Origin of the sequence: Sphingomonas sp. EC-HK361, from assembly GCF_902498785.1 — a bacterium.
Lineage (GTDB): Bacteria > Pseudomonadota > Alphaproteobacteria > Sphingomonadales > Sphingomonadaceae > Sphingomonas.
Window position 1 is genome coordinate 36,966 of record NZ_LR701493.1, and the last position, 24,679, is coordinate 61,644.

The window sequence follows — 24,679 nt, forward strand, 5'->3', positions numbered from 1 at the left end:
GATGCGTTTCTTCACCAGCAAATATCTGATCGCGAGCGCGCTCGGTCTGAGCGCCGCCAGCTCGCTCGCCATAGGCCTGAGCCTGACGACGACGCCGGCCCATGCGCAACTGACCGTGTTCGATCCGAGCAATTACAGCCAGAACCTGCTGACCGCTGCGCGGACGCTGACGCAGATCAACAACCAGATCCAGTCGCTCCAGAATCAGGCGCAAAGCCTGATCAACCAGGCCAAGAACCTGACGCGGATCGACTTCCCCGAGCTCCAGGCGCTGACGCAGACGCTCCAGCAGATCGACCGGCTCATGGGTCAGGCGCAGGGTATCAGGCTCCAGGTTTCCGGGCTCGACCAGCAGTTCCGCCAGCTCTTCCCGCAAAGCTTCGGACAAGCGCTTCGGCTGAACGACCAGGTGATCGCGGCGCGCGGCCGGCTCGATACCGCGATGACCGCTTACCAGCACACCATGACGGTGCAGGCGCAGGTCGCCGAAAACGTCCAGGCCGATGCGCAGACGCTCGCATCGATCGTCGCCAAGAGCCAGGGTGCCGAAGGGGCGCTGCAGGCACAACAGGCGACCAACCAGCTGCTTGCGCTGTCCGCCAAGCAGCAATTCCAGATCCAGAACATGATGGCCGCGCAATATCGCGCCGAGACGATCGAACGCGCCCGGGAGGCGCAGGCACAGATCGACGCCCAGGCAGCGACCACCAAGTTCCTCGGTTCCGGCACCGCCTACACCCCCCAGTAGGCCTGGCCGGTCGAGGCGGCGGCGGTCCGCCTCCCGTCGCCGTCCGCCGCGGGGCGGGGCCTCGCTCCCCCGGTCTCGCCCCGCGGCATCTCTCCTCTCGCAGGACTTGTCCGACGTGAACGATCTCAATGTCATCGACCGCTTCATGCAGGCGTTCATCACTTACATCGACGCCGGCTTCGGGCTGCTGGGCGGTGATGTCCGCTTCCTCACCGTCACGTTGATCGGCATCGATATCACGCTGGCCGGGCTCTTCTGGGCGCTGGGCGGCGAGGACAACGTCATCGGCCGCTTTCTCAAGAAGATCCTCTACATCGGCGCGTTCGCGTTCATCCTGAACAGCTTCTCGACGCTCGGCGACATCATCTTTCGCTCCTTCGCGCAGGCGGGTCTTACCGCGGGCGGTGGCACGTTGACCGCCGCCGATCTTCTGAAGCCGGGGCGCCTGGCCGGGACTGGGTTCTCGGCGGCGTGGCCGCTGCTCCAGCAGGTGTCGCAGCTGATGGGGTTCACGACCTTCTTCGACAATTTCCTGACGATCGCCGTGCTGCTCTTTGCCTGGGCGATCGTCATCATCACCTTCTTCATCCTCGCGGTGCAGATGTTCGTGACGATCATCGAGTTCAAACTGACCTCGCTGGCCGGCTTCATTCTCGTGCCGTTCGCACTCTGGAATCGCACTAGCTTCCTTGCCGAGCGCGTGCTCGGCAATGTCGTCTCATCCGGCATCAAGGTGATGGTGCTCGCCGTCATCGTCGGCATCGGCTCGAATTTCTTCACCGAGTTCACCAACGCCTTGCAGGGCCAGGAGCCCGACATCGCGCAAGCCATGAGCCTGACGCTCGCCAGCCTGACGATCTTCGGCCTCGGCATCTTCGGCCCCGGCATCGCGTCGGGCCTGGTCTCGGGCGCCCCGCAATTGGGTGCGGGCGCAGCGCTTGGCACAACTGTCGGTGCCGCCGGAATCACAATGCTCGCAGGCGGTGCGGCCGTCGGAGGCGCACGCGCCCTCGGCGGCGCTGCACTCGGTGCCGTTCGCGCCGGTACTTCAATGGGATCGGCCGCCTCGACCGCCTATACGCTGGGCAAGGAAACTGCCGCAGCGCCGACGATGGGCGCAGGCCTGGGCGGCGTCGCACGGGCCGCAGGGAATGCCGCGCGTGATCGCGTTTCCAATGCCTTCGGCCTCCGCGAGGCGGCCTCGCAAGGGAGCGCTGCCGCGTGGAAGGCGCTCAATCGCACTGGCGGCGATGCTGCTTCTTCGGCCGCGGCCGACGACGGGGCACCCGGTTGGGCTCGCGACATGCGCAATCAGCAGACGGCCCGCCACCATCGTCAGATTGCCCTCCACACCCTCCAGCAAGGCGATCGCGGCGGCGCCTCCGCCACCCCCGACATCAAGGAAAGGGACGACTGATGATCTTCAAGCGCGCCGTCCAGCGCTATGGACGAACCCCCGAACCCGAGACTCCGTACCAGCGTGCAGGCCAGATTTGGGATGAACGCATCGGCTCCGCGCGAGTACAGGCACGAAACTGGCGTCTGATGGCCTTCGGTTGCTTGGCGCTAACCGGCGGCCTGTCCGCAGGTGTCGTCTGGCAGTCGATGCAAAGCCGGGTGACACCCTACGTCGTCGAAGTCGATCGGCTCGGCGAGGCGCGCGCGATCACCGAGGCCGAGGCCGGCTATCACCCGACCGATCCCCAGATCGCCTGGCACCTGTCGCACTTCATCGCGCATGTTCGGGGGCGGTCGCTCGATCCGGTCCTGACACGGCAGAACTGGCTCGAGGCCTATGACTTCACCACCAAGCGGGGCGCCCAGTTCCTCGGGGACTACGCGCGCGGCGCCGATCCCTTCGCCAATATCGGCGAGAAGACGGTCTCGGTGCAGGTCACCAGCGTGGTGCGCGCGTCCGATCGCTCGTTCCAGGTCAAATGGACCGAGACCGCCTACGAGCGCGGCGCCGAAGCGGGGACATCTCATTGGACCGCGATCCTCACGGTCGCGATGAAGCCGCCGAGCGATGCCGACACGCTCCGCCGGAATCCGCTCGGCGTCTATGTCCATGCGGTCAACTGGAGCCGCGAGCTCGATCCGCCACAGCAGCCGCGCCCATCCGCGCCGCCGACCTCCACGCCGCCGGTGCCCGCCGCCCTGCCGCTCGGATCGCCGCTCGATCCCAACCTCGCTGCGCCCGCGCAGCCCAGCACGGAGACCCGTCCATGAAGATGATCCTAGCCGCATCGGCGTTGGCCCTTTGCGTCACCTCCGCCGCCGCCCAGAATGCGGCGGCACCGTCACCGATAGCGCCCGTCGCCGCCGACAAGCAATCGACCCCGAAACCGCCCGTCCGTCATGCACGGGTCAGAAGGCCGGTCAGTCCGGCGGTGGCACGAGTGGCAACAGCCAATCGCGCAGCGACGCAGCAACCGACGGCGCAGGCTTTCGTGAACGCCGTGCAGGTCTATCCCTTCTCTGATGGCACAATCTACCAAGTCTACACCGCGCCCGGCGCCGTCACCGATATCGCCCTTCAACCGGGAGAGAATCTCGTAGCGGTCGCTGCCGGCGACACGGTCCGCTGGGTCATTGGCGACACGACGAGCGGGGCCGGCGCCGACAAGCGCACGCACATTTTGGTGAAGCCGTTCGCCTCGGGACTTGCGACGAACATAATCATTACAACCGATCGGCGCAGCTATCACCTTCAGCTCACCGCGACGTCGCGCACCGCCATGGCTGCGCTGTCCTGGACCTATCCTGCCGATCAGCTGATTGCGCTCAGACGTGCTGCCGAGCAGGCGGCCGCAGCGGCGCCGATCTCGGAAGGGCTCGCGGTCGACAATCTGCATTTCAATTACACGGTGAGCGGTGACCAGCCGGCATGGCGACCGCTGCGCGCCTTCGACGACGGCCGGCAGACCTTCATCGAGTTTCCTGCCAGCCTTGCAGTTGGCGATGCGCCCCCGCTCTTCATCGTCGGGCCGACCGGCGAAGCCGAACTGGTCAACTATCGCGTCCGCGGCCGCTACTATGTCGTCGATCGGATATTCGAGGCAGCGGAACTCCGGCTCGGCACGAAGAAGCAGCAGATCGTTCGCATCACCCGTGTCGCCGAAGGTCGTCAGGCCCGGAAGGGCAAGCGCGCATGACCGAGGCCGTCATTGCGCCCGCCCCGAAAGTGGATCCGGAGACGCTGGCGATCCGGGCAAGGCCGGCGCGCGCCATCCGCTTCCGCCGAGGCGTCATCGTCGCCATTGCCGCGCTTGGATCGATCAGCCTGATGGCGGTTGCCTGGGTCGCTCTCAAACCGCGCGTGTTCGGCTCGATAGCCGAGCGGCAGGAACTGTCCGAACCGAGCAATCGGCCCTCGACGGACTCGCTGAACGGATTGCCGTCGACCTACGGCGATGTTCCAAAACTCGGCCCGCCGCTACCGGGGGACCTCGGTCGGCCAATTCTCGAGCACCAGCGTCAGATGGCTGCGGAGACCGGTTCGAGCGTGGATGCCGCCGGCCAGTCGGCGGCGCAGGAGCGCGACCGCCGGCTCGCGGAACTGAAAGCTGCGCGAGAGTCCGGTGTCCTGGTCCAGGGACGCACGACATCGGCGCCCACGCCGGCGTCCGATGCCACGGCAATCCCAACCCCGGCATCGACAGGAACGGCCAGCCCGGCACTCGATCCGGATCGCGATCCGAACGCGCAGGGGCGAAAGGCCCAATTCGTCGGCACCCTCGATCGGAGCGGCGACGTCAATCCGCACACGCTGGCGGTCGCACCTTCGCCGTACCTCCTCTCCGCGGGCAGCGTGATCTCGGCGAGCCTGATCACCGGGCTTCGGTCAGACTTGCCCGGCCTTGTGACGGCGCAGGTGACAAGCCCGGTGTTCGACAGTCCCACCGGGCGTATCCTGCTCATCCCCCAAGGGTCGCGGCTCATCGGTAGCTACGACAGCGTTGTGGCCTTTGGTCAGAAGCGCGCGCTGGTCATTTGGCAGCGGATCATGTTGCCCGATGGCAGTTCGCTTCGGATCGACAATGTGCCCGCGACGGATGCATCGGGCTACGCCGGCCTTCAGGACAAGGTCGACTTCCACACTTGGGCGCTGCTCAAAGGCGTCGCGCTCGCGACGTTGCTCGGCGTCGGATCGGAGATGACCGTCAGTGGCGAGAGTGATCTTGTCCAGGCGATCCGGGAGTCGACGCAGCAGAATGTGTCGCGGGCGGGCGATCAGCTGACCTCGCGAAACCTCAACATCCAGCCGACGATCACGATCCGGCCCGGCGCAACCGTCAGGCTTGTCGTCCACAAGGATCTCATCCTTGCGCCTTGGCGCGAGAAGGAGCGTTGAAATGGCTGACCTCAAGCTGCCCCAGCTTCCGGATCGCAATCCGGTGAAGCTCAACATCTCGGTCATGCCGGATTTGCATCAAGCACTCACCGAATACGCAGCGCTCTACGCCAGTACCTATGGCCGCGACGAGCCGGTGGTCGAACTGATCCCTGCGATGCTCGCCGCCTTTTTGGACAGCGACAGAAGCTTCACGCGCAACAGAGGACGGGGGTGAGATATGACCCGCCCCACAGAGCGGCAGTCTGACGCCGTCGTCATCGAGCCTCTTTCGGTCCGAATATCGACTGCGGTTCAACTCACCGGGATCAGCCGTTCGCGCCTTTACGAGCTTATCCAGTCTGGCGATCTTGAAACCGTCAAGGTCGGCCGATCGACCTTGATCCTATACAAAAGCCTCAAGGCGCTGACGGGCGGATAGATGGCCTTTCTGCCACGTCGGCATCCGCCCACGCGACCAGATGATCCCATGTCACAAGCGGTCGCCGCCGCTCGCCTTTCTTTTTCCTGCGAAGGGTGCGCCTGCTTTCGCCTTCCGAGGCTTTCTCAGCCATCGTCAGCAAATCCCGCGACGTGGTCTTTGCGGACGACATGAACATGCCTTCAAATGTGGTCAGCATGAGCCACCTGGCAACCCGAGGATCATCGACGTCAAATTCAACGCCGATGTCGTGCGCGGCGCGCACGGACATCTGAGCGATCTCAGCTATCAATCCGTCCAACGCCTTCTTCGCGGCTTCATATCGGTCGAGATCGCTCGTCATGGTATCCTCGCAATTGCCCAAGTCGCTAGCGAGCTAACGTCGGACGCCGAAGTGCGGCCGAAGAATTTTTGCGCCGTCTCGTAGCTGCTCCAGATAGTGCGACCAGTGCTGCATCATCTTGACACGCTCATCCCAATACTCGCCACGGGTGTAGGCGCGGCGGACCATTGAGGTATCGAGATGAGCGAGCTGCTTCTCGATGGCGTCCGGATTCCAGATCCCCATCTCGTTGAGCAGGGTCGCGGCCATCGCTCGGAAGCCATGCGCCGTCATTTCTTCCTGGCTGTAGCCGAGCCGTCGAAGCGCCGCGTTGACGGTGTTTTCCGACATGCACTGCTTTGGCGAGCGGAAAGACGGAAAGAGAAATCGTCCGTCGCCCGTCAAAGCGTGGAGCTCTTCAAGCAATTCGAGCACCTGACGCGAGAGCGGCACTCGATGCGGCCGCCGCATCTTCATCTTCTCTGCCGAGAGCGACCAGACGGCTCCCTGCGTATCGAACTCCGTCCATTCAGCACTGCGCAGTTCGCCCGGCCGCACTAACAGATGCGGTGACAGCCGAAGCGCGATGGCGGTGATCTCGTGACCGGTATAGCCTTCGATCGCGCGAAGGAGCCCGCCAGCTTCCTTCGGCGTTGTGATCGCCGCTAGGTGCTGGACCTTCGGCGTGATGAGGGCGCCGCGCAGGTCGGCTGCGACATCGCGATCGGCTCGTGCGGTCGCGATACCGTATCGGAACACCCGGCTGAGCACGCTGCGCATCCGCCTGGCGCTCTCGTAGCGGCCGGTCGCTTCAACCTTACGCAGGACGGCAAGGACCTCCTGTGGCGTGATCTTGGAGATCGGTAGAGTGCCGATCATCGGGTAGGCCATGCCGAGCAGCCAGCGAATCTTGTCGAGCGTGATCGGCGCGCGCCCCTCCCGTTCGTTCTTGGCTACCCATTCCTCGGCGATGGTCTTGAAGGTGTTGTCGGCGGCGACCTTGCGCGCGAGGGTTTCGATCCGCTTCTCGGCAGCGGGGTCGAGGCCGGCTGCGATCTGTTCCCGCGCCTTGTCGCGCTGCTGGCGTGCCGCCGCGATCCCCACTTCGGGCCAGGCGCCAAAATAGAGCGTCTTCTGCCGGCCGAGGTGCCGGTAGTTCATGCGCCACAGCTTCGCGCCGTTCGGCTGGATGAAAAGATACAGCCCGTCAGAATCGGCCAGCTTGTAAGCCTTGTCCCGGGACTTCGCGTTGGTGATCTGGATGTGATTCAGTGCCATGATGGTGCCAGCTCCAAAGGGCTCGCCGGAACCATCAAAAACACCATCAAAGTTGATGGTATGCCGATGGTTCCGGGTGGATGAACCCGGATTCCATTCGGCGATTCTCTCTGAAAAAGTGCTGGAAAACCAGCCGCTTGCTGGACAATCCCGGACGTTGCCGGAACAGCCGTTGGTGCCCAGAAGAGGACTCGAACCTCCACGGCCTTGCGACCGCCAGCACCTGAAGCTGGTGCGTCTACCAATTCCGCCATCTGGGCACGGGGTAGGCCGGCGCCTGTAGGGGAGCGGGCGCGGCCTTGTCAACAGGGCGTATCGGGGGCACAGGCCTCACGCGTATTCGCCGGCGAAACGGCCGGCCGCTCATGATCCGAAAGAAGGGCGCGATGAAGGACAGGCTTGTCACACTGGTGGGGGGCGGCGGCTTCCTTGGGCGCTACATTGCGCAGGCGCTGCTGGCGCAGGGCGCGCGGGTGCGGGTGGCGGAGCGCGATCCGCGCCGGGCCTGGTATCTGAAGCCGCTCGGCGGGCTCGGGCAGACGCAGTTCGTCGCGGCCGACGTGACCCGGCCCGACACCGTCACCCGCGCGGTGCAGGGATCGGACGCGGTGGTGAACCTCGTCGGCAGCTTCACCGGCAATCTCCAGCGCATCCATGTTGCAGGCGCCGAGGCGGTGGCAAAGGCGGCGGCGCAGACGGGGGCGAGCGCGCTGGTCCACATCTCCGCGATCGGCGCCGATCCGCACGGCGATTCGCGCTATGCGTGCACCAAAGGCGAGGGCGAGGCGGCGGTGCGTGCGGCCTTTCCTGGCGCGACGATCCTGCGGCCCGCGACGGTATTCGGACGCGAGGACCAGTTCATCAACCGCTTCGCCGGGATGATCGCGACGCTGCCGGTGGTTCCGGTGCTGAAGCCGGGCGCCAGGTTCCAGCCGGTCTTCGCGGGCGACGTGGCCGATGCGTGTGTCGCGGCGCTGGCCGATCCGGATGCGCGCGGCGGGCACCTCTATGAACTCGGCGGTCCTGATGTGCTGACCATGATGCAGCTCCATAAGTGGATCGCGGACGCGATCGGGCGGCATCCGCGCTTTGCGCCGCTACCCGATGTGGCAGGTGGCGCTATTGCGGCGCTAGGCTTTCTGCCGGGTGCGCCCATCTCGTCGGACCAGTGGAAGCTCCTCCAGCACGACACGGTCGTGTCGCCGGGGGCCGAAGACCTGGCGACGCTCGGCGTGACGCCGACCCCGCTGGATGCGGTCGCGCCCGGCTGGCTCGTCCAGTATCGCCGCGCCGGCCGGTTCGGTGCGCGCGCTGCGATCGACGCGGCCGCCTGACCCCACCTCCCCCCAGCGAAAGTAGCAAACGCCCGTGACCGATCTGCTGATCGTCATCCTCCTCGGCATAGTCGAGGGCGTGACCGAGTTTCTGCCCGTGTCCTCGACCGGGCACCTGATCCTGGCCGGCGCGCTGCTCGGGCTGCCCCAGGCCGATGCGACCTTCGATATCGTCATCCAGCTCGGCGCGATCCTCGCGATCGTCGTGCTGTTCTGGGGGCGCTTCATGAAGGTGCTGTCCGGGCTGATGGTGCGCGATCCCGGCGCGATCGCCTTCACCCGCAACGTGCTGCTGGGCTTCCTGCCGGCGGCGATCGTCGGCGCGATTGCCTACAAGGGGATCAAGGCGGTGCTCGAGGCGCCGACGGTCGGCCCGCTGGTCGTCGCGATCGCGCTCATCGTCGGCGGCATCGCGATCCTGTTCATCGAGAAGACCGCGCCCGTGCCCGATACCGAGAGCGTCGAGACGATGGGCTGGCGCACCGCGCTGGGTATCGGCGTGGTCCAATGTCTGTCGATGATCCCGGGGGTCAGCCGTTCGGGCGCCACGATCCTTGGTGCGCGGACGATGCGGGTCAGCCGGGAGACGGCGACCGAATACAGCTTCTTCCTCGCCATCCCGACGATGCTCGGCGCGACGACGCTCGCGCTGTGGAAGGGGCGGCACGAGCTTGGCGACGCGCACCTGACTTCGATCGCGATCGGGTTCGTGGTTTCGTTCATCGTCGCGATCGTGGTGGTGAAGTGGTTCGTCGGGTTCGTCAGCAAGCACGGGTTCGTGCCGTTTGCATGGTATAGGATCGGCGCGGGCATCGTCGCGCTGATCGCGTTAGCCTTGAGATAGGACCATAGCGGTTATAATTCCTCGTGGTCCTCGCTGTCCAAGAGATCGTCACGCATGACTACGTGAAAACAATGGCAGTATAACTTACGTATCGATCGATTTTTGCGTGACGCGGCGCTCGCCTTGTGATTTAGGGCGCGTGAGGAGGCATCATGGCGACCGAAACGATGCTGCGATTCGTCGAGCGGCAACAGGCTTATCCTGCCAAGCGCGAAGCGGAGATCCGTGCGGAGGATTTCCGGGAAATTGCCGATCGCTATGCCGTCGAGGGCGCCGAGGAGCAGGCCGCGCGCTGCTCGCAGTGCGGAGTGCCCTATTGCTCGGTCCATTGCCCGCTGCACAACCACATCCCGGACTGGCTGCGGCTGACCGCTGAGGGGCGGCTGCGCGAGGCGTATGAGCTGTCGAACGCGACATCGTCGATGCCCGAGATCTGCGGTCGCATCTGTCCACAGGACCGGTTGTGCGAGGGCAATTGCGTCATCGAGTTTTCCGGTCACGGTGCGGTCACGATCGGATCGGTCGAGAAGTTCATCACCGATACCGCCTGGGACAAGGGCTGGGTCGAGCCGCTCGTGCCCGGGCGTCCGACGGGACAATCGGTCGGCATCATCGGGGCGGGTCCGGCGGGGCTGACCGCGGCGGAGCAGCTGCGCGCTGCCGGGCATGACGTGCATGTCTATGATCGCTACGACCGCGCCGGCGGGCTGCTGACCTACGGCATCCCCGGCTTCAAGCTGGAAAAGCCCGTTGTCGAGCGCCGGGTGGCGCGGCTGGAGGCGGGCGGAATCCTCTTTCACCGCGGGTTCGCGGTCGGGCGTGACGCCAGCCTTGCCGAACTGCGCGCCCGTCACGACGGCATCCTGATCGCGACCGGCGTCTACAAGGCGCGCGCGATCGACGTGGACGGGCATGACCGCGCCGGGGTCGTCGCGGCGCTCGATTACCTCACCGCGTCGAACCGCAAGGGGTTCGGCGATGCCGTGCCCGCTTTCGACGACGGCTCGCTCGATGCCGCCGGCAAGGACGTGGTCGTCATCGGCGGCGGCGACACCGCGATGGACTGCGTGCGCACCGCGGTGCGGCAGGGCGCGAAGTCGGTGAAGTGCCTCTATCGCCGCGACCGCGCGAACATGCCCGGCTCCGTGCGAGAGGTCGCCAATGCGGAGGAGGAAGGCGTCGAGTTCGTGTGGCTCACGGCGCCTGCAGCCTTCGAAGGCGATGCGGCTGTGACAAACGTGCGTGCGCACGGCATGCGTCTGGGCGCGCCGGATGCAAGCGGTCGCCGAGCGCCCGAACGCGATCCCGGCGGCGAGCACGAGCATAGCGCCGATCTGGTCATCAAGGCGCTTGGCTTCGATGCGGAGGACCTGCCTCGTCTGTTCGCAGCGCCGGAGCTCGGCGTGACCCGATGGGGCACGGTGCTGGTCGATGCGAAGACCATGATGACGAGCCTGGACGGCGTGTTCGCCGCCGGCGACATCGTCCGCGGCGCAAGCCTCGTGGTTTGGGCGATCCGCGACGGCCGCGACGTGGCGGCGGCGATGCACCGGTATCTGAGGGCGAAGGCGGCGACTGGCGAGAGGAAGGCGGCGTGAGGCTTACGGTGGAAGAGGTGCGCGCTATCAAACGTGCCGCGACCCTGACCTTCGGCAAGGACTCGGTTGTCCGCCTTTACGGCAGCCGCGCGTTCGATGATCGCCGCGGCGGCGACATAGACCTTCACATCGAAACCGTTGAGGCAGTCGATATCTTGCAGAAAAGGGCGGACTTTCTGGAGCATCTATTCGCCAGACTGGACTATCAGCGTGTCGACGTGATTGCGACGCAGCGTGGCTCGCAGCCGCGGCCCATTGAAGCGATCGCCTATCGCGATGGAGTGATCCTGTGACAGAAGATGGCGAAAAGGCGCTGTTGCGCGAATATTGCGGGACGTGCGAACGCCTCAGCAAGGGCTTTCGCGAGACGGCATCCTTGATTGCGCCGCTCATGCCCATCGGACCTGACCGGATCGATGCGCTTGAACTCGGCGACGAGACGCTGGTGCTTGCCTATCTGAAGCGGTTCGAACAATTTGAGGACGCGCTTCACCGGACCTTGAAAGCCATTTCGAAGGTGATGGAGCATGGCCGGATCGAACGGCTGACATCGGTTGACGTCACCCGGCGCGCGCACGGACTGGGTATTCTGGAAAGTGAAAAAATCTGGGCGGACGCGGTCCGGACGCGCAACGCTCTTGCGCACGAATATCCGCTCAACCCGGCGAAGCGTGCCGAACAGATCGCCGCCGCTTGGAACTCGCGAAAGACACTGGATCATACGTGGTCGGCCATTATTCGGTTCATCGACGAAGAGCGCCTCCTCGATGATTGATCCGGGCTACCCCCATACCCACCTTGCCGAACACGGCATGTATCGCCCCGAATTCGAAGGCGATGCGTGCGGGGTCGGACTCGTCGCCGCGACCGACGGCCGTGCGGCGCGGCGGGTCGTCCAGTCGGCGGTGGATGCGCTGAAGGCGGTGTGGCACCGCGGCGCGGTCGATGCGGACGGCAAGACCGGCGACGGGGCGGGCATTCATCTCGACCTGCCGGTGCGCTTCTTCGACGATTGCGTCGTGGCATCGGGGCACAAGGTCCGCCCGAATCGGCTCGCGGTCGGGCAGATCTTCCTGCCACGCACGGATCTGGGCGCGCAGGAGACGTGCCGGACGATCGTCGAAAGCGCGATCATCGAGGCGGGCTATACCATCTATGGCTGGCGGCAGGTGCCTGTCGACGTGTCGGTCATCGGCCGCAAGGCGCAGGAAACGCGCCCCGAGATCGAGCAGATCATGATTGCCGGGCCGATGCCCGACGACATGGACGCCGACGAGTTCGAGAAGACGCTGTATCTCGTGCGCCGGCGGATCGAGAAGCGCGTCATCGCGGCGCAGATCAGTGGCTTCTATGTCTGTAGCCTGTCGTGCCGGTCGATCATCTACAAGGGGCTGTTTCTCGCGGAATCGCTGTCGGTCTTCTATCCCGATCTCACCGATCAGCGCTTCGAATCGCGGGTCGCGATCTTCCACCAGCGCTATTCGACCAACACCTTCCCGCAGTGGTGGCTCGCGCAGCCCTTCCGCTGCCTGGCGCATAACGGCGAGATCAACACGATCCGCGGCAACAAGAACTGGATGCTCAGCCACGAGATCAAGATGGCGAGCATCTCGTTCGGCGAGCATTCGGAGGATATCAAGCCGGTGATCCCGGCGGGCGCGTCCGACACCGCGGCGCTGGATGCTGTGTTCGAGGCGATCTGCCGCTCGGGCCGTGACGCGCCAACCGCCAAGCTGATGCTGGTGCCCGAGGCGCTCGATGAATGCAGCGCGGTGCCTGGGCCGCACGACGCGATGTATCGCTATCTCGCATCCGTTATGGAGCCGTGGGACGGCCCGGCCGCGCTCGCGATGACCGATGGCCGCTGGGCGGTCGCTGGGATGGACCGCAACGCGCTGCGTCCGCTGCGCTATACCGAAACCGCGGACGGCCTGCTGATCGTCGGCTCCGAAAGCGGCATGGTCGTCGTGCCCGAGAGCACGATTGTCGCCAAGGGCCGGCTCGGCCCCGGACAGATGATCGCCGTCGATCTGGCGGAGGGGAAGCTCTACCACGACCGCGAGGTGAAGGACCGGATCGCGGGCGAGCAGGATTACGCCGCGATGATCGGCGAATTCCACACGCTTGCCGACTTGCCGCCGGCGCCCGAAGGGTCCGTGGCCAGCTATGACCGCGCAGAGCTCGCGCGTCGCCAGGTCGCGGCGGGGCAGACGCTTGAGGACATGGAGCTGATCCTCGCCCCCATGGTCGAGACGGGCAAGGAAGCGATCGGGTCGATGGGCGACGACACGCCGCTCGCGGTCATTTCCGACAAGCCGCGGCTCATCAGCCAGTTCTTCCGCCAGAACTTCTCGCAGGTCACGAACCCCGCGCTCGACCCCTTGCGCGAGCGCCACGTCATGTCCTTGCGCACCCGGTTCGGCAACCTCGCCAACATTCTCGATACCGAGGATCGGCGCGAGCGCGTGCTGGTGCTCGAAAGCCCGGTGCTGACCGGCGAGCATTGGGCGCGGCTGAAGGCGCATTTCGGATCGAGCGTCGCGGAGATCGACTGTACGTTCGAAGCGGGCGGCGGCCCCGAGCGGCTGCGCGCCGCGATCCAGCGCATCCGCAACCAGGCGGAACAGGCGGTGCGAGAGGGGCGGACCGAGCTGTTCCTGACCGACGAGGCGATCGATGCGGAGCGCGTCGCGATCCCCGGCGTGCTCGCCGCGGCGGCGGTGCATACCCACCTCGTGCGGCGGGGCCTGCGTTCCTATGCCAGCGTCAACGTACGCACGGCGGAATGCCTCGACACGCATTATTACGCCGTGCTGATCGGGGTCGGCGCGACGACGGTGAACGCCTACCTCGCCGAGGCGGCGATCGCCGATCGCCACGCGCGCGGGCTCTTCGACGATATGGCGCTTGGCGAATGCCTGAAGCGCCACCGCGTCGCGATCGAGGAGGGGTTGCTCAAGATCCTGTCGAAAATGGGGATCGCGGTGATCTCCAGCTACCGCGGCGGCTATAATTTCGAGGCGGTGGGCCTCAGCCGCGCACTGGTGAACGATCTGTTCCCAGGGATGCCGGCGAAGATTTCGGGCGAGGGCTATGCCTCGCTCCACCTGAACGCCACGCTTCGTCACGAGGCGGCGTTCGACCCGGCCGTGGTCACGCTGCCAATCGGTGGCTTCTACCGCCAGCGCGCGGGCAGCGAGACGCATGCCTATTCGGCGCAGCTGATGCACCTGCTGCAGACCGCGGTCGCGACGGACAGCTACACCCAGTATCTGCAATTCTCGCGCGGGGTCAGCGATTTGCCGCCGGTGTATCTGCGCGACCTCCTCGAGTTCAACTTCCCGGCCGAGGGCGTGCCCGTCGATCAGGTCGAGGCGATCACCGAGATCAGGAAGCGCTTCGTGACGCCCGGCATGTCGCTCGGCGCGCTGTCGCCGGAGGCGCACGAGACGCTGGCGATCGCGATGAACCGGATCGGCGCCAAGGCGGTGTCGGGCGAAGGCGGCGAGGACAAGGCGCGCTACCAGCCCTATGACAATGGCGACAACGCCAATTCGGGGGTGAAGCAGATCGCGTCGGGCCGCTTCGGCGTGACGGCGGAGTATCTGAACGCCTGCGACGAGATCGAGATCAAGGTCGCGCAAGGGGCGAAGCCCGGCGAGGGCGGGCAGCTGCCGGGCTTCAAGGTCACCGAGTTCATCGCCAAATTGCGCCACGCGACGCCCGGGGTGACGCTCATCTCGCCGCCGCCGCACCACGACATCTATTCGATCGAAGACATCGCCCAGCTCATCTACGACCTGAAGCAGATCAACCCGCGCGCGCGGGTCTGCGTGAAGCTCGTCAGCTCGGCCGGAATCGGCACCGTCGCGGCGGGGGTGGCGAAGGCGCATGCCGACGTCATCCTCGTCTCGGGCCATGTCGGCGGCACGGGCGCTTCCCCGCAGACCAGCATCAAATATGCGGGCACACCATGGGAAATGGGGCTGTCCGAGGTCAATCAGACGCTGACCCTCAACGGCCTGCGCGGTCGGGTGAAGCTGCGCACCGACGGTGGGCTGAAGACCGGGCGCGACATCGTCATTGCCGCGATCCTCGGCGCCGAGGAGTTCGGGATCGGGACGCTGAGCCTCGTCGCGATGGGCTGCATCATGGTGCGCCAGTGCCATTCGAACACCTGCCCGGTCGGCGTCTGCACCCAGGACGAGCGGCTGCGCGCGAAGTTCGGCGGCAGCCCGGAAAAGGTCATCAACCTGATGACCTTCATCGCCGAGGAAGTGCGCGACATCCTTGCGCGGCTCGGCGTTCGCAGCCTCGACGAAGTCATCGGACGCACCGAACTGCTCCGCCAGGTCAGCCGCGGCGCCGAGCATCTCGACGACCTCGACTTGAACCCGATCCTGGCCAAGGTCGATGCCGATGACGACCAGCGGCGGTTCAGTCTGACCACATGGCGCAACGCCGTGCCCGACAGCCTCGATGCGCAGATCATCAAGGATGCCGCCGCGGTCTTCTCGCGCGGCGAGAAGATGCAGCTGACCTATTCGGTGCGCAACACCCACCGCGCGGTCGGCACCCGGCTGTCGAGCGAGATCACGCGGACCTTCGGCATGGCGAAGCTGGCGGACGGGCATGTCACCGTGCGGCTGCGCGGCAGTGCGGGGCAGAGTCTCGGCGCGTTCCTGTGCAAGGGCATCACGCTCGAGGTGTTCGGCGATGCCAACGACTATGTCGGCAAGGGGCTGTCCGGCGGCACGATCATCGTGCGGCCTGCGGTGTCCTCGCCGCTCGCCAGCCAGGACAATACGATCCTCGGCAACACGGTGCTCTACGGCGCGACCGCCGGGCGGCTGTTCGCGGCGGGGCAGGCGGGGGAGCGCTTTGCGGTGCGCAACTCGGGCGCTTCCGTCGTGGTCGAGGGCTGCGGCGCGAATGGCTGCGAATATATGACCGGCGGCGTCGCGGTGATTCTCGGCGAGGTCGGGCGCAATTTCGGCGCCGGCATGACCGGCGGCATGGCCTTTGTCTACGATCCCGATGGCTGCTTCGACAGCCGGGCAAACCCCGATTCGATCGTCTGGCAGCGCGTGGCCACGCTCCACTATGCGGACCTGCTCAAGACGTTCGTCGGGGATCATGTCGCCGCGACCGACAGCAAGTGGGCCCGCGGGCTGATCGAGGATTGGGACCGCGCGGGGGGGCATTTCTGGCAGGTGGTGCCGAAGGAAATGCTGACCCGGCTCGCGCATCCGCTCGACGATGCAGAGGCGCTCGTCGCGGCAGAATAGCCCGCGGACTCGCCGACAGACTCGATTGCCGGGCCGACTGGTGCTATGAGGCGGGACTGTCATCGCTTTTCAGGTGATCCGTCATGCGTATCCTGTTCGCTGCTCCGCTCGTGCTCGCCGCAACGCCGGCCCTCGCGCATGAGGCGCCGCCGCCGCGTTTGCCCGATGCCCGCACCGCCGCGACGCTGCTGACCGACCCGCGCGTCCAGGATGCGCTCGCGACGCTGGTCACCCGGTTCAGCGATGCGCTGCTCGATACCCATGTCGGCCCGCTCGCCGCGCTCGATCCGGACAGTGACGTGGCGCCCGGCGATACGCTCGGCGACCTCGCGGCGCGGCGCGATCCGCACTTCCGCCGGCATGTGTATGAGAATGCGCGGCGCACCGCCGACACCGCTGGCCGCACCGCCGGTGCCGCGGCGGCGATGTCGGACGAGCTTGCCGCTACCGCCGCGCGGCTTCGCGGCGTCATCGACCACGCATCGTCCGGCCTAGACGACCGATAAATCGCGCAGGCCCCGCTGGACGCGGCGCGCGCCTGCGATAAACAGGCGCGCATGTGGCAACTCTATCAATTCCCGCTCTGCCCGTTCAGCCGCAAGGTCCGCACGCTCCTCAATGAAAAGGACGTCGGCTATGAGCTGGTGCGCGAGGCGCCGTGGGAGAAGCGCGACGAGTTCGTCGACCTGAACCCGGCGGGGCAAACCCCGGTCATGGCGGACAGCGCGCGCGGCACGCTGCTGATCGATTCGATGGCGATCTGCGAATATTTCGAGGAGACGGTCGACAAGGCCGCGATGATCAACGGCACCGCGGCGAACCGCGCGGAAATTCGCCGGCTTGTCGCGTGGATCGACACGCAATTCTACCGCGACGTGACCGCGCCGCTGCTGCGCGAGCGGATGGAGAAACGCATCGTCCACCGCGCGACCCCCGATGCTGCGGCGCTGCGCGAGGCGATGAAGTCGGCGATCGGGCATCTCGACTATCTTGACTATCTGCTCGATCACCGCACCTGGATGGCGGGCGCGACGATCAGCCTCGCCGATCTGGCGGCCGCTGCGCAGATCTCGATCGCGGATTATCTGGGCGGCGTGGACTGGAAGGGGCATGAACAGACCGCGCGCTGGTATCGCGGGATGAAATCGCGCCGTGCTTTCCGGCCGCTGCTCGCCGAGCGGATGAGCGGGATCGAGCCGCCGAAATATTACGAAGACCCGGATTTCTGATGCATCTGGCGCACGATCCTGCGGCGCCCGCGGTGGAAACGACGACCTTCGACGATTTCCTGAAGGTCGACATCCGCATCGGCACGATCCTGTCCGCCGAGCCGTTCCCGCAGGCGCGCAAGCCCGCCTTCATCCTGACGATCGATTTCGGCAGCGGCGTGGGGGTGAAGAAGTCCTCGGCGCAGATCACCGAGCATTACACGCCGGAGACGTTGATCGGGCGGCAGGTGGCGGCGGTGGTCAACTTCGCGCCGCGCCAGATCGGGCCGATCATGTCCGAGGTGCTGACGCTGGGGTTTCCGGATGAGGACGGCGCGGTGGTGCTGTTCGCGCCGGACCAGCGGATGGAGAACGGCGCGCGGCTGTTCTGAGGTGGCTCTGTCCTACACCGGGCCTTTTGGGCGATAACCGATATCGCTCTTTCACATCGTCGATCCCCGCTGTCCTACAGCCCGCACTTTATGCAACGCGCAGGCGCGCCCGCACACGCGCCTAGGTGTCAACCGTGTCAACCTGCGTCGATATCCGGCGATAATACAGGGGTATAGGCCGGTGCCGACTCGCCGCGCCGCGGCGAAGCCGCCCTTCGGCTGCCTGCCAAGGCAGGCGCTCAGAACACCTTTGCTCGGACCGCGCTTTTGCGCGTCGGCTGCGCCCGGAATGTAGGGCGGGCAGCCGCGCCGCCCTTGTGCAGGCACGCTTTTGCACCCATATCCACCGCGCTACAGTCGCATATCGACGGTCTTGGGTAGCTGCGGCTCCGCTTCCTTCTTTCCCTGCTGCGTGCGGCACCGGGCGTTCCGGCAGTCGAAACGCCCTACGCAAACAAGAAGGACTATCCTCATGGCCCAGACCGGCACCGTGAAATTTTTCAACAACGACAAGGGCTTCGGCTTCATTGCGCCCGATGGCGGCGGCAATGACGCGTTCGTCCACATCTCCGCCGTCGAGCGCGCCGGCATGGTCACGTTGAACCAGAACCAGCGCGTGAATTACGAGATGGAAGAAGATCGTCGCGGTCGCTCGAGCGCGGTAAACCTCTCGCCGGCCGAGTAATCGGATACGGGGCGGCGTGGATTGGCCCCGCCGCCCTTCTTCATTTCAGACAGGAGCCCCGCATGGCCGACGATCCCAGCACCTTTCGCGCCCGCGCCGCAGCCGAGCAGGCCAATGCGGATGCAGCGGCGCTCGACAATGTGCGGGAGCGCTGCGAACGCGCCGCCAAGGCCTGGACCGAAATGGCCGATCGCGCCGAACGCACCCAGGCGCAGCGGCATGCACGCGAAGCGGCGAGCGTCGCCGCGCGCGAGGCGGTCGTCGCTGAGTAGGCGGCGCCTGATCCGCTTCAACTGAACTTTCATTTCCGTTGGCTTCGAGCGTAGATCGAGCCTGTCGAGATCGCAGTCGAGAAGCGTTCTCGACAAACGCTTCTCGGCTTCGCTCGAAGCTGCTCGAACCAAACGGTTGAGATTGGACCTACGCGTCGATGCTCGTCCCCAGCGCCGCATTGACCAGCCCGCCATCACACACGATCGTGTCGCCGACGATGTAGTCACCGGCCCGGCTCGCAAGGAAGATCGCGGTGCCGGCCATGTCGGATTCGTCGCCGATCCGCTTCGCCGGGATGCCCTGCGCCACCTCGTCGCCGTGATCGCGTGCCGCGCGGTTCATCTCGCTCGCGAAGGCGCCGGGCGCGATCGAGGTCACGTTGATCGAATCCTTGATGAGCCGCGCCGCCAGCCGCTTGGTCAGGTAGATCAGCGCCGATTTCGACGCGTGATAGCTGTAGGTATCCCACGGATTGAGCCGCAGCCCGTCGATCGAGGTGATGTTGATGACCTTGGCGGGCTGCGCGCGGGTTCCGGCGGCCTTCAGCATCGGGTGGAGGGCCTGGGTCAGGAAGAAGGGCGACTTCACGTTCAGGTCCATGACCTTGTCCCAGCCGCTTTCCGGAAACTCCTCGAACGGCACGCCCCAGGCCGCGCCCGCATTGTTGACGAGGATGTCGAGCCTGTCCTCATGCTCGGCGAGCTTCGCGGCGAGTGCCTTGCAGCCATCGACGGTCGAGACGTCCTGCGGCAGCGCGATGCAGTTCGGACCGAGCTCGGCCACGGTGTCCTCGCACGCCGCGGCCTTTCGCGACGAGATATAGACCTTCGCCCCCTGCGCGATGAACCCTGCCGCGATCATCTTGCCGATACCCCGGCTGCCCCCGGTAACGAGCGCGACCCGGCCGTCGAGCCGGAATAGGTTGGCGGTGTCCATGTCTTCTCTCCCTAACCGCCACGCTTCATCGTTTCGCGGGCGATGATGATCTGCTGGATCTGGCTGGTGCCTTCGTAGATGCGGAACAGCCGCACGTCGCGGTACAGCCGCTCGATCCCGTAATCGGCGATATAGCCCGCCCCGCCGAAGATCTGGACCGCGCGGTCGGCGACGCGGCCGACCATTTCGGAGGCGAAGTATTTGGCCGCGGCCGATTCCATGACGACATCCTCGCCGCGGTCTTTCCGGTCGGCGGTTTCGAGCACGAGGGCGCGCGCGGCGAGCGCTTCGGTCTTCGAATCCGCGATCATCGCCTGGATCAGCTGGTGCTCGGCGATCGGCTTGCCGAATTGGTTGCGCGTCCCCGCATAGGCGACGCAATCGGCGATCAGGCGCTCGGCAACGCCGACGCACACAGCCGCGATGTGGAGCCGCCCGCGGTCGAGGACGCGCATCGCGATCTTGAAGCCCTCGCCCTCTTCGCCCAGCCGGTTGACGGCGGGGACAGGAACATCGTCGAAGACGACGTCGGCGACCTTCGCGCCCCTCTGTCCCATCTTCTTTTCCGGCTCACCGATCGAGACGCCGGGCAGATCGCGGGGCACGAGAAAGGCGGAGACGCCGCGCCCGCCCACTTCCTTGCCGGTGCGCGCCATGACGGTGAACAGGTCCGCCTTGTCGGCGTTGGTGATGTAGCGCTTCGTGCCCGACAGGCGATACACGTCGCCGCCATTTTTGTCCTTGGCCAGCACCGCGCGGGTCTTCACGCTGCCGGAATCGGAGCCGACATCGGGTTCGGTGAGCGCGAAGCTGGTGACGACCTCCCCACTCGCGATCCGCGGCAGCCACTGCGCCTTCTGCTCCGCGTTCCCCGCCATCACCAGGCCCTGCGATCCGATCCCGACATTGGTGCCGAAGCTGGAGCGGAACGCCGGGGTCGTGCGCCCCAGCTCGATCGCGACACGCGCCTCCTCGGCCATCGTCAGGCCGAGCCCGCCATGCTCCTCCGCGATCGACAGGCCGAACAGCCCCATGGCTTTCATCTCGTCGATCACGTCGGCGGGGATCGCGTCGTCGGCCTCGACCTGCGCCTCCAGCGGCCGGAGGCGGTCGGTGACGAAGCGGCGGACCTGATCGATCAGCGCGTCGAAGGTTTCGGGATCGAGGGCCATCGGGGCATCCATCTCCTGTGCGTCGGCGTCAGCCCTAGCCAGACCCGCCGTCGGCGACAAGCGCCCTACCGTGTTTTCGAAGGAACGCAGATTGACGGTTGCAGGCCCCATACTATGCTGTCCAAAATAGAAAAATCAGTCCGGGTTATCAGGAGAGTGACATGCGCTTTGCGGGCAAGCGCGCCGTCGTTACCGGCGGCGCATCGGGCATCGGACGCGCGACGGTCGATCGGCTCGTCTCCGAAGGCGCCGAGGTTTGGATCGGCGATATCGACGAGGGTGCTGCGAACGACATGGTCGCGACTTCGAACGGCCGCATCCATTTCCGCCGCACCGACGTGACCGATGCCGAGGCGATCCGGGCGCTGATCGAGGAGGCGGACGCTGCGGGCGGGCTCGACATCCTGTTCAACAATGCCGGCGCGGGAGGCGCGCGCGAACCGATCGGCGAGGTCGCGCCTGAGGATTGGGACCGCACCCAGGCGCTGTTGCTGCGATCGGTCGCGATGGGCATCCGCTATGCAGCCCCGCTGATGACCGCGCGCGGCGGCGGGGCGATCGTCAACACGTCGAGCGTCTCGGCACTCGGCACCGGGTATGCGCCGACCGCCTATTCCACCGCGAAAGCCGGGGTGCTGCACCTGACGAAGCTCGCCGCGGCCGATCTCGCACGGCACAATATCCGGGTGAACGCGGTCGTGCCCGGCTTCATCATGACCAACATCTTCACCCGGCATCTGGAGGTGCCCGAAGACAAGCGCGCCCAGGCGAACGGCATGATCGCGCACGTCGCCGCCGATTCGCAGCCCATCCGCCGGGCGGGGCGGCCGGAGGACATTGCCGCCGCTGTCGCCTATCTGGCGAGCGACGATGCCGCGTTCGTGACGGGCACGTCGATCCTCGTCGATGGCGGGCTGACGATCGGCACGCGCGGGAGTTGGGACCCAGCCGCGCCGTCGCTGTTCTCCGCATTAGAAGCGTTCCAGTGATGGCGAGCGTGGCGGCGAGCCCCGTAAACGTCCCGCCCCGGCGCCGGCTCTTGAACCGGACGATGGCGAGCTACGGCTTCGGCGCGGTCGCATACGGCGTGAAGGATTCCGGGTTCGGCACGTTCCTGCTGCTCTTCTACAATCAGGTCGTCGGCTTGCCGTCTGCGACGGTCGGGCTCGTCGTGATGCTGGCCCTGCTGGCGGACGCGATGATCGATCCGGCGGTCGGCTTCTTCTCGGATCGGACGCGCAGCCGTTGGGGGCGGCGGCATCCCTGGATGTATGCGTCGGCGCTGCCGATCGCGATCGGCTGGATTGCGCTGTGGAACCCGCCGGCGCTCTCGGAGCCGATGACACTGTTCTGGCTGTTCGTGTGCGCGGTCATCACGCGCAGCGCGGTCAGCTGCTACGAAGTCCCCTCGGTCGCGCTGACGCCGGAACTCACCGCCGATTATGACGAGCGCACGCGGATCATGGCGTATCGCTATCTGTTCGGCTGGGCGGGCGGCCTCAGCATGCTCGTGTCGGCGTATCTCTATTTCCTCGCGCCCGCGAATGGTGGCCTGCTGAGCCGATCGGGCTACGGCGCGTTCGGCATCACCGGCGCGGTGCTGATGGTCATCGCGATCCTGGTGTCGGCGCTCGGCACGCATCACGAGATCGGGAACCTGCCCAAACCCGCGATCATTCGCGGCACGCTGCGCGACAGCTTCAACGAATTGCGCGAGACGTTGAAGAACCGGGCCTTTGCGATCCTGATGCTGGCGGGGGTCTGTGCCTATACCGTGCAGGGGATCAGCTACGCGATGTCGAACTACCTCTACACTTATGTGTGGGGAATCAAGGGCAACACCTTCGCCTATGTGACGGTGGCGCTGTTCGTCGGGGTGATCGGCGCCTTCGTTGCGGCGCCCCGGATCGGCGCGCACGGTAACAAGGCGCGGTGGGCGATGCTGGCGGTGCTGCTGGCGGCGGCGCTGAATACCGCGCCCTATTGGCTGAGGCTGGTGGGCGGGTTCGCCGCGGTCGGCAGTCCGGCGATGCTGCCCGCGCTGCTGGGGTGCTTCATCCTTGGCACCGCCTGCTCGGTGACGGGGTTCATCCTCGGCGCGTCGATGATGGCGGATGTCGTGGAGGATTCGGAAGTGCGGACCGGGCGGCGGTCGGAAGGCGTCTTCTTCGCCGGATCGTTCTTCGTGCAGAAATGCACATCGGGGATCGGGATCTTCATCGCCGGCGCGATTCTGGCCTTTGCCGGCTTTCCGGCCAAGGCCGTGCCCGGACAGGTCCCGGAAGCGACGATCGACCGGCTGACGATCATCTATGCCGGCACGTGGGTGACGATCGCCTGCTTCGCTGCGTTCTTCTTCTTCCGCTTCCCCTTCGGCCGTGCCGAGCACGAGGCGCGGCTCGCGGCGCTGGCGGGCGCGGCGTCGGTCGATGCGGCACCACGCAAATTCTAGCGATTCGCGCTGAGGAGAACCGCAAGATATGGCCGTGACGCTGACCGGTCGCACCGTTCATCGCCGCGCAAACACCGCTGGCCGGAATTGGTTCCCACGGCTCTTTTCTTGTTAACCGTCCCCCCGTAGCCAACCTCAACAGTCATTCGCGGCCTTTGGGGGGCTCAATGAAATTCGGTGGTTTTGCAGCGCGTTTTGCGCTGGTTGCAGCGTGCGGCCTGATGGCAACGACCCCCGCTTCGGCGACCTTCTGGCAGTGCGCGCCGTTCGCGCGTCTGATCTCCGGCATCAAGATCCACGGCAACGCCAACACCTGGTGGAGCCAGGCGGCGGGCAAATACGACCGTGGCGATACGCCCAAGGTCGGCGCCGTCCTCGCTTTCAACTCGACCGCACGTATGCGCGTCGGCCATGTCGCGATGGTCAGCAAGGTCGTGTCGGACCGCGAGGTTCTGCTGACCCACGCCAACTGGTCGCGCCGCGGCCAGGTGGAGCGCAACGTTCGCGCGGTCGACGTGTCGGACAAGGGCGACTGGAGCCTCGTCAAGGTGTGGTATGGTCCGCAAGGGGGCCTCGGCACCTCGAGCTATCCGACCAAGGGCTTCATCTATTCCGATCACGCCGCAGCCGATGTCGACGCGGCGGTGGCCGCTGCCGATAGCGCGGACCAGACTGCGGCTTCGTAATCCATTCGTCCCCAGCGAAGGCTGGGGTCGATCTCTGGCCCATGTGCCACCCCGATAGAGACATGGATCCCCGCCTGCGCGGGGATGACGGCTCCCGTCAGGCAGTGCCGGGCCGGAAGGTCATCGCGACACCGTTCATGCAATAGCGCTTGCCGGTTGGCTTCGGCCCATCATCGAACACGTGCCCCAGATGCCCGCCACAGCGCCGGCAGTGGATTTCGGTGCGCTCCATCATCAGGCTGCGATCGCTCTTCTGCGCGACGGCGTTTGGCAGCGGCGCCCAGAAGCTCGGCCAGCCTGTATGGCTGTCGAACTTCGTCTTCGAACTGAACACCGGCAACGCGCAGCCCGCGCAGGAGAACCGGCCCTGCCGATGCTCGTCGTTGAGCGGGCTGGAATAGGGCCGCTCGGTGTCTTCGTGGCGAAGCACCTGATAGGCGGCGGGCGACAGCTTCTTGCGCCACGCCGCGTCGCTCATCGTCACCTCGAAGCGTTCGGCCGCGGTTGCAGGGCCGCTGCCGCAGCCGAAGAGCGCTAAGGCCGATCCGCCAAGGGCGGCGGTGGAAAGAAAGGCACGGCGGTCGAGCATAGTGAATCTCCTGCTTCGTCCCGATCATGTAGGTCGCGACGCTTCGCATGGAAGTTACGCTGCCAACGCACGGCGGACGCATGGTGCTCCGCGAACCCC

The 24,679-nt window shown here is 66.0% G+C and carries 26 protein-coding genes and 1 tRNA gene; 21 read left to right on the forward strand and 6 right to left on the reverse strand.

Annotated features, from left to right (window positions below; genetic code table 11):
- Position 1: 1 nt before the first annotated feature.
- The 7 genes from trbJ (at position 2) to BOS5A_RS01590 (ending at position 5,523) form a co-directional block, all read left to right on the forward strand.
- Complete coding sequence (trbJ, locus tag BOS5A_RS01560; RefSeq protein ID WP_151953476.1) at positions 2–748, forward strand: P-type conjugative transfer protein TrbJ; 747 nt, start codon at positions 2–4, stop codon at positions 746–748.
- A gap of 115 nt (positions 749–863) precedes the next feature.
- Positions 864–2,165, forward strand: a complete 1,302-nt coding sequence (gene trbL, locus BOS5A_RS01565; protein WP_151953477.1) for a P-type conjugative transfer protein TrbL — start codon at positions 864–866, stop codon at positions 2,163–2,165.
- Positions 2,165–2,977 (forward strand): conjugal transfer protein TrbF, encoded by an 813-nt coding sequence (gene trbF / locus BOS5A_RS01570; RefSeq protein WP_151953478.1) that lies wholly within the window; start codon positions 2,165–2,167, stop codon positions 2,975–2,977. The genes trbL and trbF overlap by 1 nt, the downstream gene beginning before the upstream one ends.
- Positions 2,974–3,903 carry a P-type conjugative transfer protein TrbG gene (trbG, locus tag BOS5A_RS01575; RefSeq protein WP_151953479.1) on the forward strand — a complete coding sequence of 310 codons (930 nt, stop codon included), beginning with the start codon at positions 2,974–2,976 and terminating at the stop codon, positions 3,901–3,903. Before trbF ends, trbG begins: the two co-directional genes overlap by 4 nt.
- Positions 3,900–5,102, forward strand: coding sequence for a TrbI/VirB10 family protein (locus BOS5A_RS01580; protein WP_151953480.1), 1,203 nt, complete (start codon positions 3,900–3,902; stop codon positions 5,100–5,102). The genes trbG and BOS5A_RS01580 overlap by 4 nt, the downstream gene beginning before the upstream one ends.
- Position 5,103: 1 nt before the next feature.
- Positions 5,104–5,319 (forward strand): DUF2274 domain-containing protein, encoded by a 216-nt coding sequence (locus BOS5A_RS01585; protein WP_151953481.1) that lies wholly within the window; start codon positions 5,104–5,106, stop codon positions 5,317–5,319.
- A gap of 3 nt (positions 5,320–5,322) precedes the next feature.
- Positions 5,323–5,523, forward strand: a complete 201-nt coding sequence (locus BOS5A_RS01590) for a helix-turn-helix domain-containing protein (RefSeq protein ID WP_151953482.1) — start codon at positions 5,323–5,325, stop codon at positions 5,521–5,523.
- Here BOS5A_RS01590 and BOS5A_RS01595 read toward each other — a convergent pair.
- From BOS5A_RS01595 to BOS5A_RS01605, 3 genes are all read right to left on the reverse strand, one after another.
- Positions 5,501–5,866, reverse strand: a complete 366-nt coding sequence (locus tag BOS5A_RS01595; RefSeq protein ID WP_151953483.1) for a hypothetical protein — start codon at positions 5,864–5,866, stop codon at positions 5,501–5,503. The two genes, BOS5A_RS01590 and BOS5A_RS01595, sit on opposite strands and share 23 nt — an antisense overlap.
- Positions 5,867–5,899: 33 nt before the next feature.
- Positions 5,900–7,123, reverse strand: coding sequence for a tyrosine-type recombinase/integrase (locus BOS5A_RS01600; RefSeq protein WP_151953484.1), 1,224 nt, complete (start codon positions 7,121–7,123; stop codon positions 5,900–5,902).
- A gap of 173 nt (positions 7,124–7,296) precedes the next feature.
- Positions 7,297–7,383: transfer RNA gene (locus BOS5A_RS01605), tRNA-Leu, on the reverse strand.
- 126 nt (positions 7,384–7,509) lie between these two features.
- On the opposite strand from BOS5A_RS01605, the gene BOS5A_RS01610 reads away from it, so the two are divergent.
- The 11 genes from BOS5A_RS01610 (at position 7,510) to BOS5A_RS01660 (ending at position 18,744) form a co-directional block, all read left to right on the forward strand.
- Complete coding sequence (locus tag BOS5A_RS01610; protein ID WP_151954446.1) at positions 7,510–8,457, forward strand: complex I NDUFA9 subunit family protein; 948 nt, start codon at positions 7,510–7,512, stop codon at positions 8,455–8,457.
- A 34-nt stretch (positions 8,458–8,491) separates the two neighbouring features.
- Positions 8,492–9,301 carry an undecaprenyl-diphosphate phosphatase gene (locus BOS5A_RS01615; RefSeq protein ID WP_151953485.1) on the forward strand — a complete coding sequence of 270 codons (810 nt, stop codon included), beginning with the start codon at positions 8,492–8,494 and terminating at the stop codon, positions 9,299–9,301.
- A 152-nt stretch (positions 9,302–9,453) separates the two neighbouring features.
- Positions 9,454–10,899, forward strand: coding sequence for an NAD(P)-dependent oxidoreductase (locus BOS5A_RS01620; protein WP_151953486.1), 1,446 nt, complete (start codon positions 9,454–9,456; stop codon positions 10,897–10,899).
- Positions 10,896–11,192 (forward strand): hypothetical protein, encoded by a 297-nt coding sequence (locus BOS5A_RS01625; protein WP_151953487.1) that lies wholly within the window; start codon positions 10,896–10,898, stop codon positions 11,190–11,192. The genes BOS5A_RS01620 and BOS5A_RS01625 overlap by 4 nt, the downstream gene beginning before the upstream one ends.
- A 23-nt stretch (positions 11,193–11,215) precedes the next feature.
- Positions 11,216–11,674 (forward strand): hypothetical protein, encoded by a 459-nt coding sequence (locus tag BOS5A_RS01630; protein ID WP_234419154.1) that lies wholly within the window; start codon positions 11,216–11,218, stop codon positions 11,672–11,674.
- Complete coding sequence (gene gltB / locus BOS5A_RS01635) at positions 11,667–16,187, forward strand: glutamate synthase large subunit (protein WP_151953489.1); 4,521 nt, start codon at positions 11,667–11,669, stop codon at positions 16,185–16,187. The genes BOS5A_RS01630 and gltB overlap by 8 nt, the downstream gene beginning before the upstream one ends.
- Before the next feature lie 83 nt (positions 16,188–16,270).
- On the forward strand, positions 16,271–16,693 hold the full coding sequence (locus BOS5A_RS01640; protein ID WP_151953490.1) for a hypothetical protein: 423 nt from the start codon (positions 16,271–16,273) through the stop codon (positions 16,691–16,693).
- Positions 16,694–16,744: 51 nt separating this feature from the next.
- Positions 16,745–17,416, forward strand: coding sequence for a glutathione S-transferase family protein (locus BOS5A_RS01645; protein WP_151953491.1), 672 nt, complete (start codon positions 16,745–16,747; stop codon positions 17,414–17,416).
- Positions 17,416–17,787, forward strand: a complete 372-nt coding sequence (locus BOS5A_RS01650; RefSeq protein WP_151953492.1) for a tRNA-binding protein — start codon at positions 17,416–17,418, stop codon at positions 17,785–17,787. The genes BOS5A_RS01645 and BOS5A_RS01650 overlap by 1 nt, the downstream gene beginning before the upstream one ends.
- 472 nt (positions 17,788–18,259) lie before the next feature.
- Positions 18,260–18,472 (forward strand): cold-shock protein, encoded by a 213-nt coding sequence (locus BOS5A_RS01655; protein ID WP_151953493.1) that lies wholly within the window; start codon positions 18,260–18,262, stop codon positions 18,470–18,472.
- Between the two features lie 62 nt (positions 18,473–18,534).
- On the forward strand, positions 18,535–18,744 hold the full coding sequence (locus tag BOS5A_RS01660) for a hypothetical protein (RefSeq protein ID WP_151953494.1): 210 nt from the start codon (positions 18,535–18,537) through the stop codon (positions 18,742–18,744).
- 148 nt (positions 18,745–18,892) lie between these two features.
- On the opposite strand, the gene BOS5A_RS01665 is transcribed toward BOS5A_RS01660, so the two are convergent.
- Positions 18,893–19,681, reverse strand: a complete 789-nt coding sequence (locus tag BOS5A_RS01665; protein WP_151953495.1) for an SDR family oxidoreductase — start codon at positions 19,679–19,681, stop codon at positions 18,893–18,895.
- A gap of 11 nt (positions 19,682–19,692) precedes the next feature.
- Positions 19,693–20,853, reverse strand: coding sequence for an acyl-CoA dehydrogenase family protein (locus tag BOS5A_RS01670; RefSeq protein WP_151953496.1), 1,161 nt, complete (start codon positions 20,851–20,853; stop codon positions 19,693–19,695).
- A gap of 161 nt (positions 20,854–21,014) precedes the next feature.
- Here BOS5A_RS01670 and BOS5A_RS01675 point away from each other — a divergent pair, with 161 nt between their 5' ends.
- The 3 genes from BOS5A_RS01675 to BOS5A_RS01685 all read left to right on the forward strand — a co-directional run bounded on the left by BOS5A_RS01675 (position 21,015) and on the right by BOS5A_RS01685 (position 23,991).
- Positions 21,015–21,842 (forward strand): SDR family NAD(P)-dependent oxidoreductase, encoded by an 828-nt coding sequence (locus BOS5A_RS01675; RefSeq protein WP_151953497.1) that lies wholly within the window; start codon positions 21,015–21,017, stop codon positions 21,840–21,842.
- Between the two features lie 62 nt (positions 21,843–21,904).
- The gene (locus BOS5A_RS01680) at positions 21,905–23,305 is read left to right on the forward strand and encodes an MFS transporter (protein ID WP_151953498.1); all 1,401 of its coding nucleotides are present in this window, start codon (positions 21,905–21,907) and stop codon (positions 23,303–23,305) included.
- A gap of 221 nt (positions 23,306–23,526) precedes the next feature.
- On the forward strand, positions 23,527–23,991 hold the full coding sequence (locus BOS5A_RS01685; protein WP_234419155.1) for a CHAP domain-containing protein: 465 nt from the start codon (positions 23,527–23,529) through the stop codon (positions 23,989–23,991).
- 97 nt (positions 23,992–24,088) lie between these two features.
- On the opposite strand, the gene msrB is transcribed toward BOS5A_RS01685, so the two are convergent.
- Positions 24,089–24,580, reverse strand: a complete 492-nt coding sequence (gene msrB, locus BOS5A_RS01690) for a peptide-methionine (R)-S-oxide reductase MsrB (protein WP_151953500.1) — start codon at positions 24,578–24,580, stop codon at positions 24,089–24,091.
- Between the last annotated feature and the right edge of the window lie 99 nt (positions 24,581–24,679).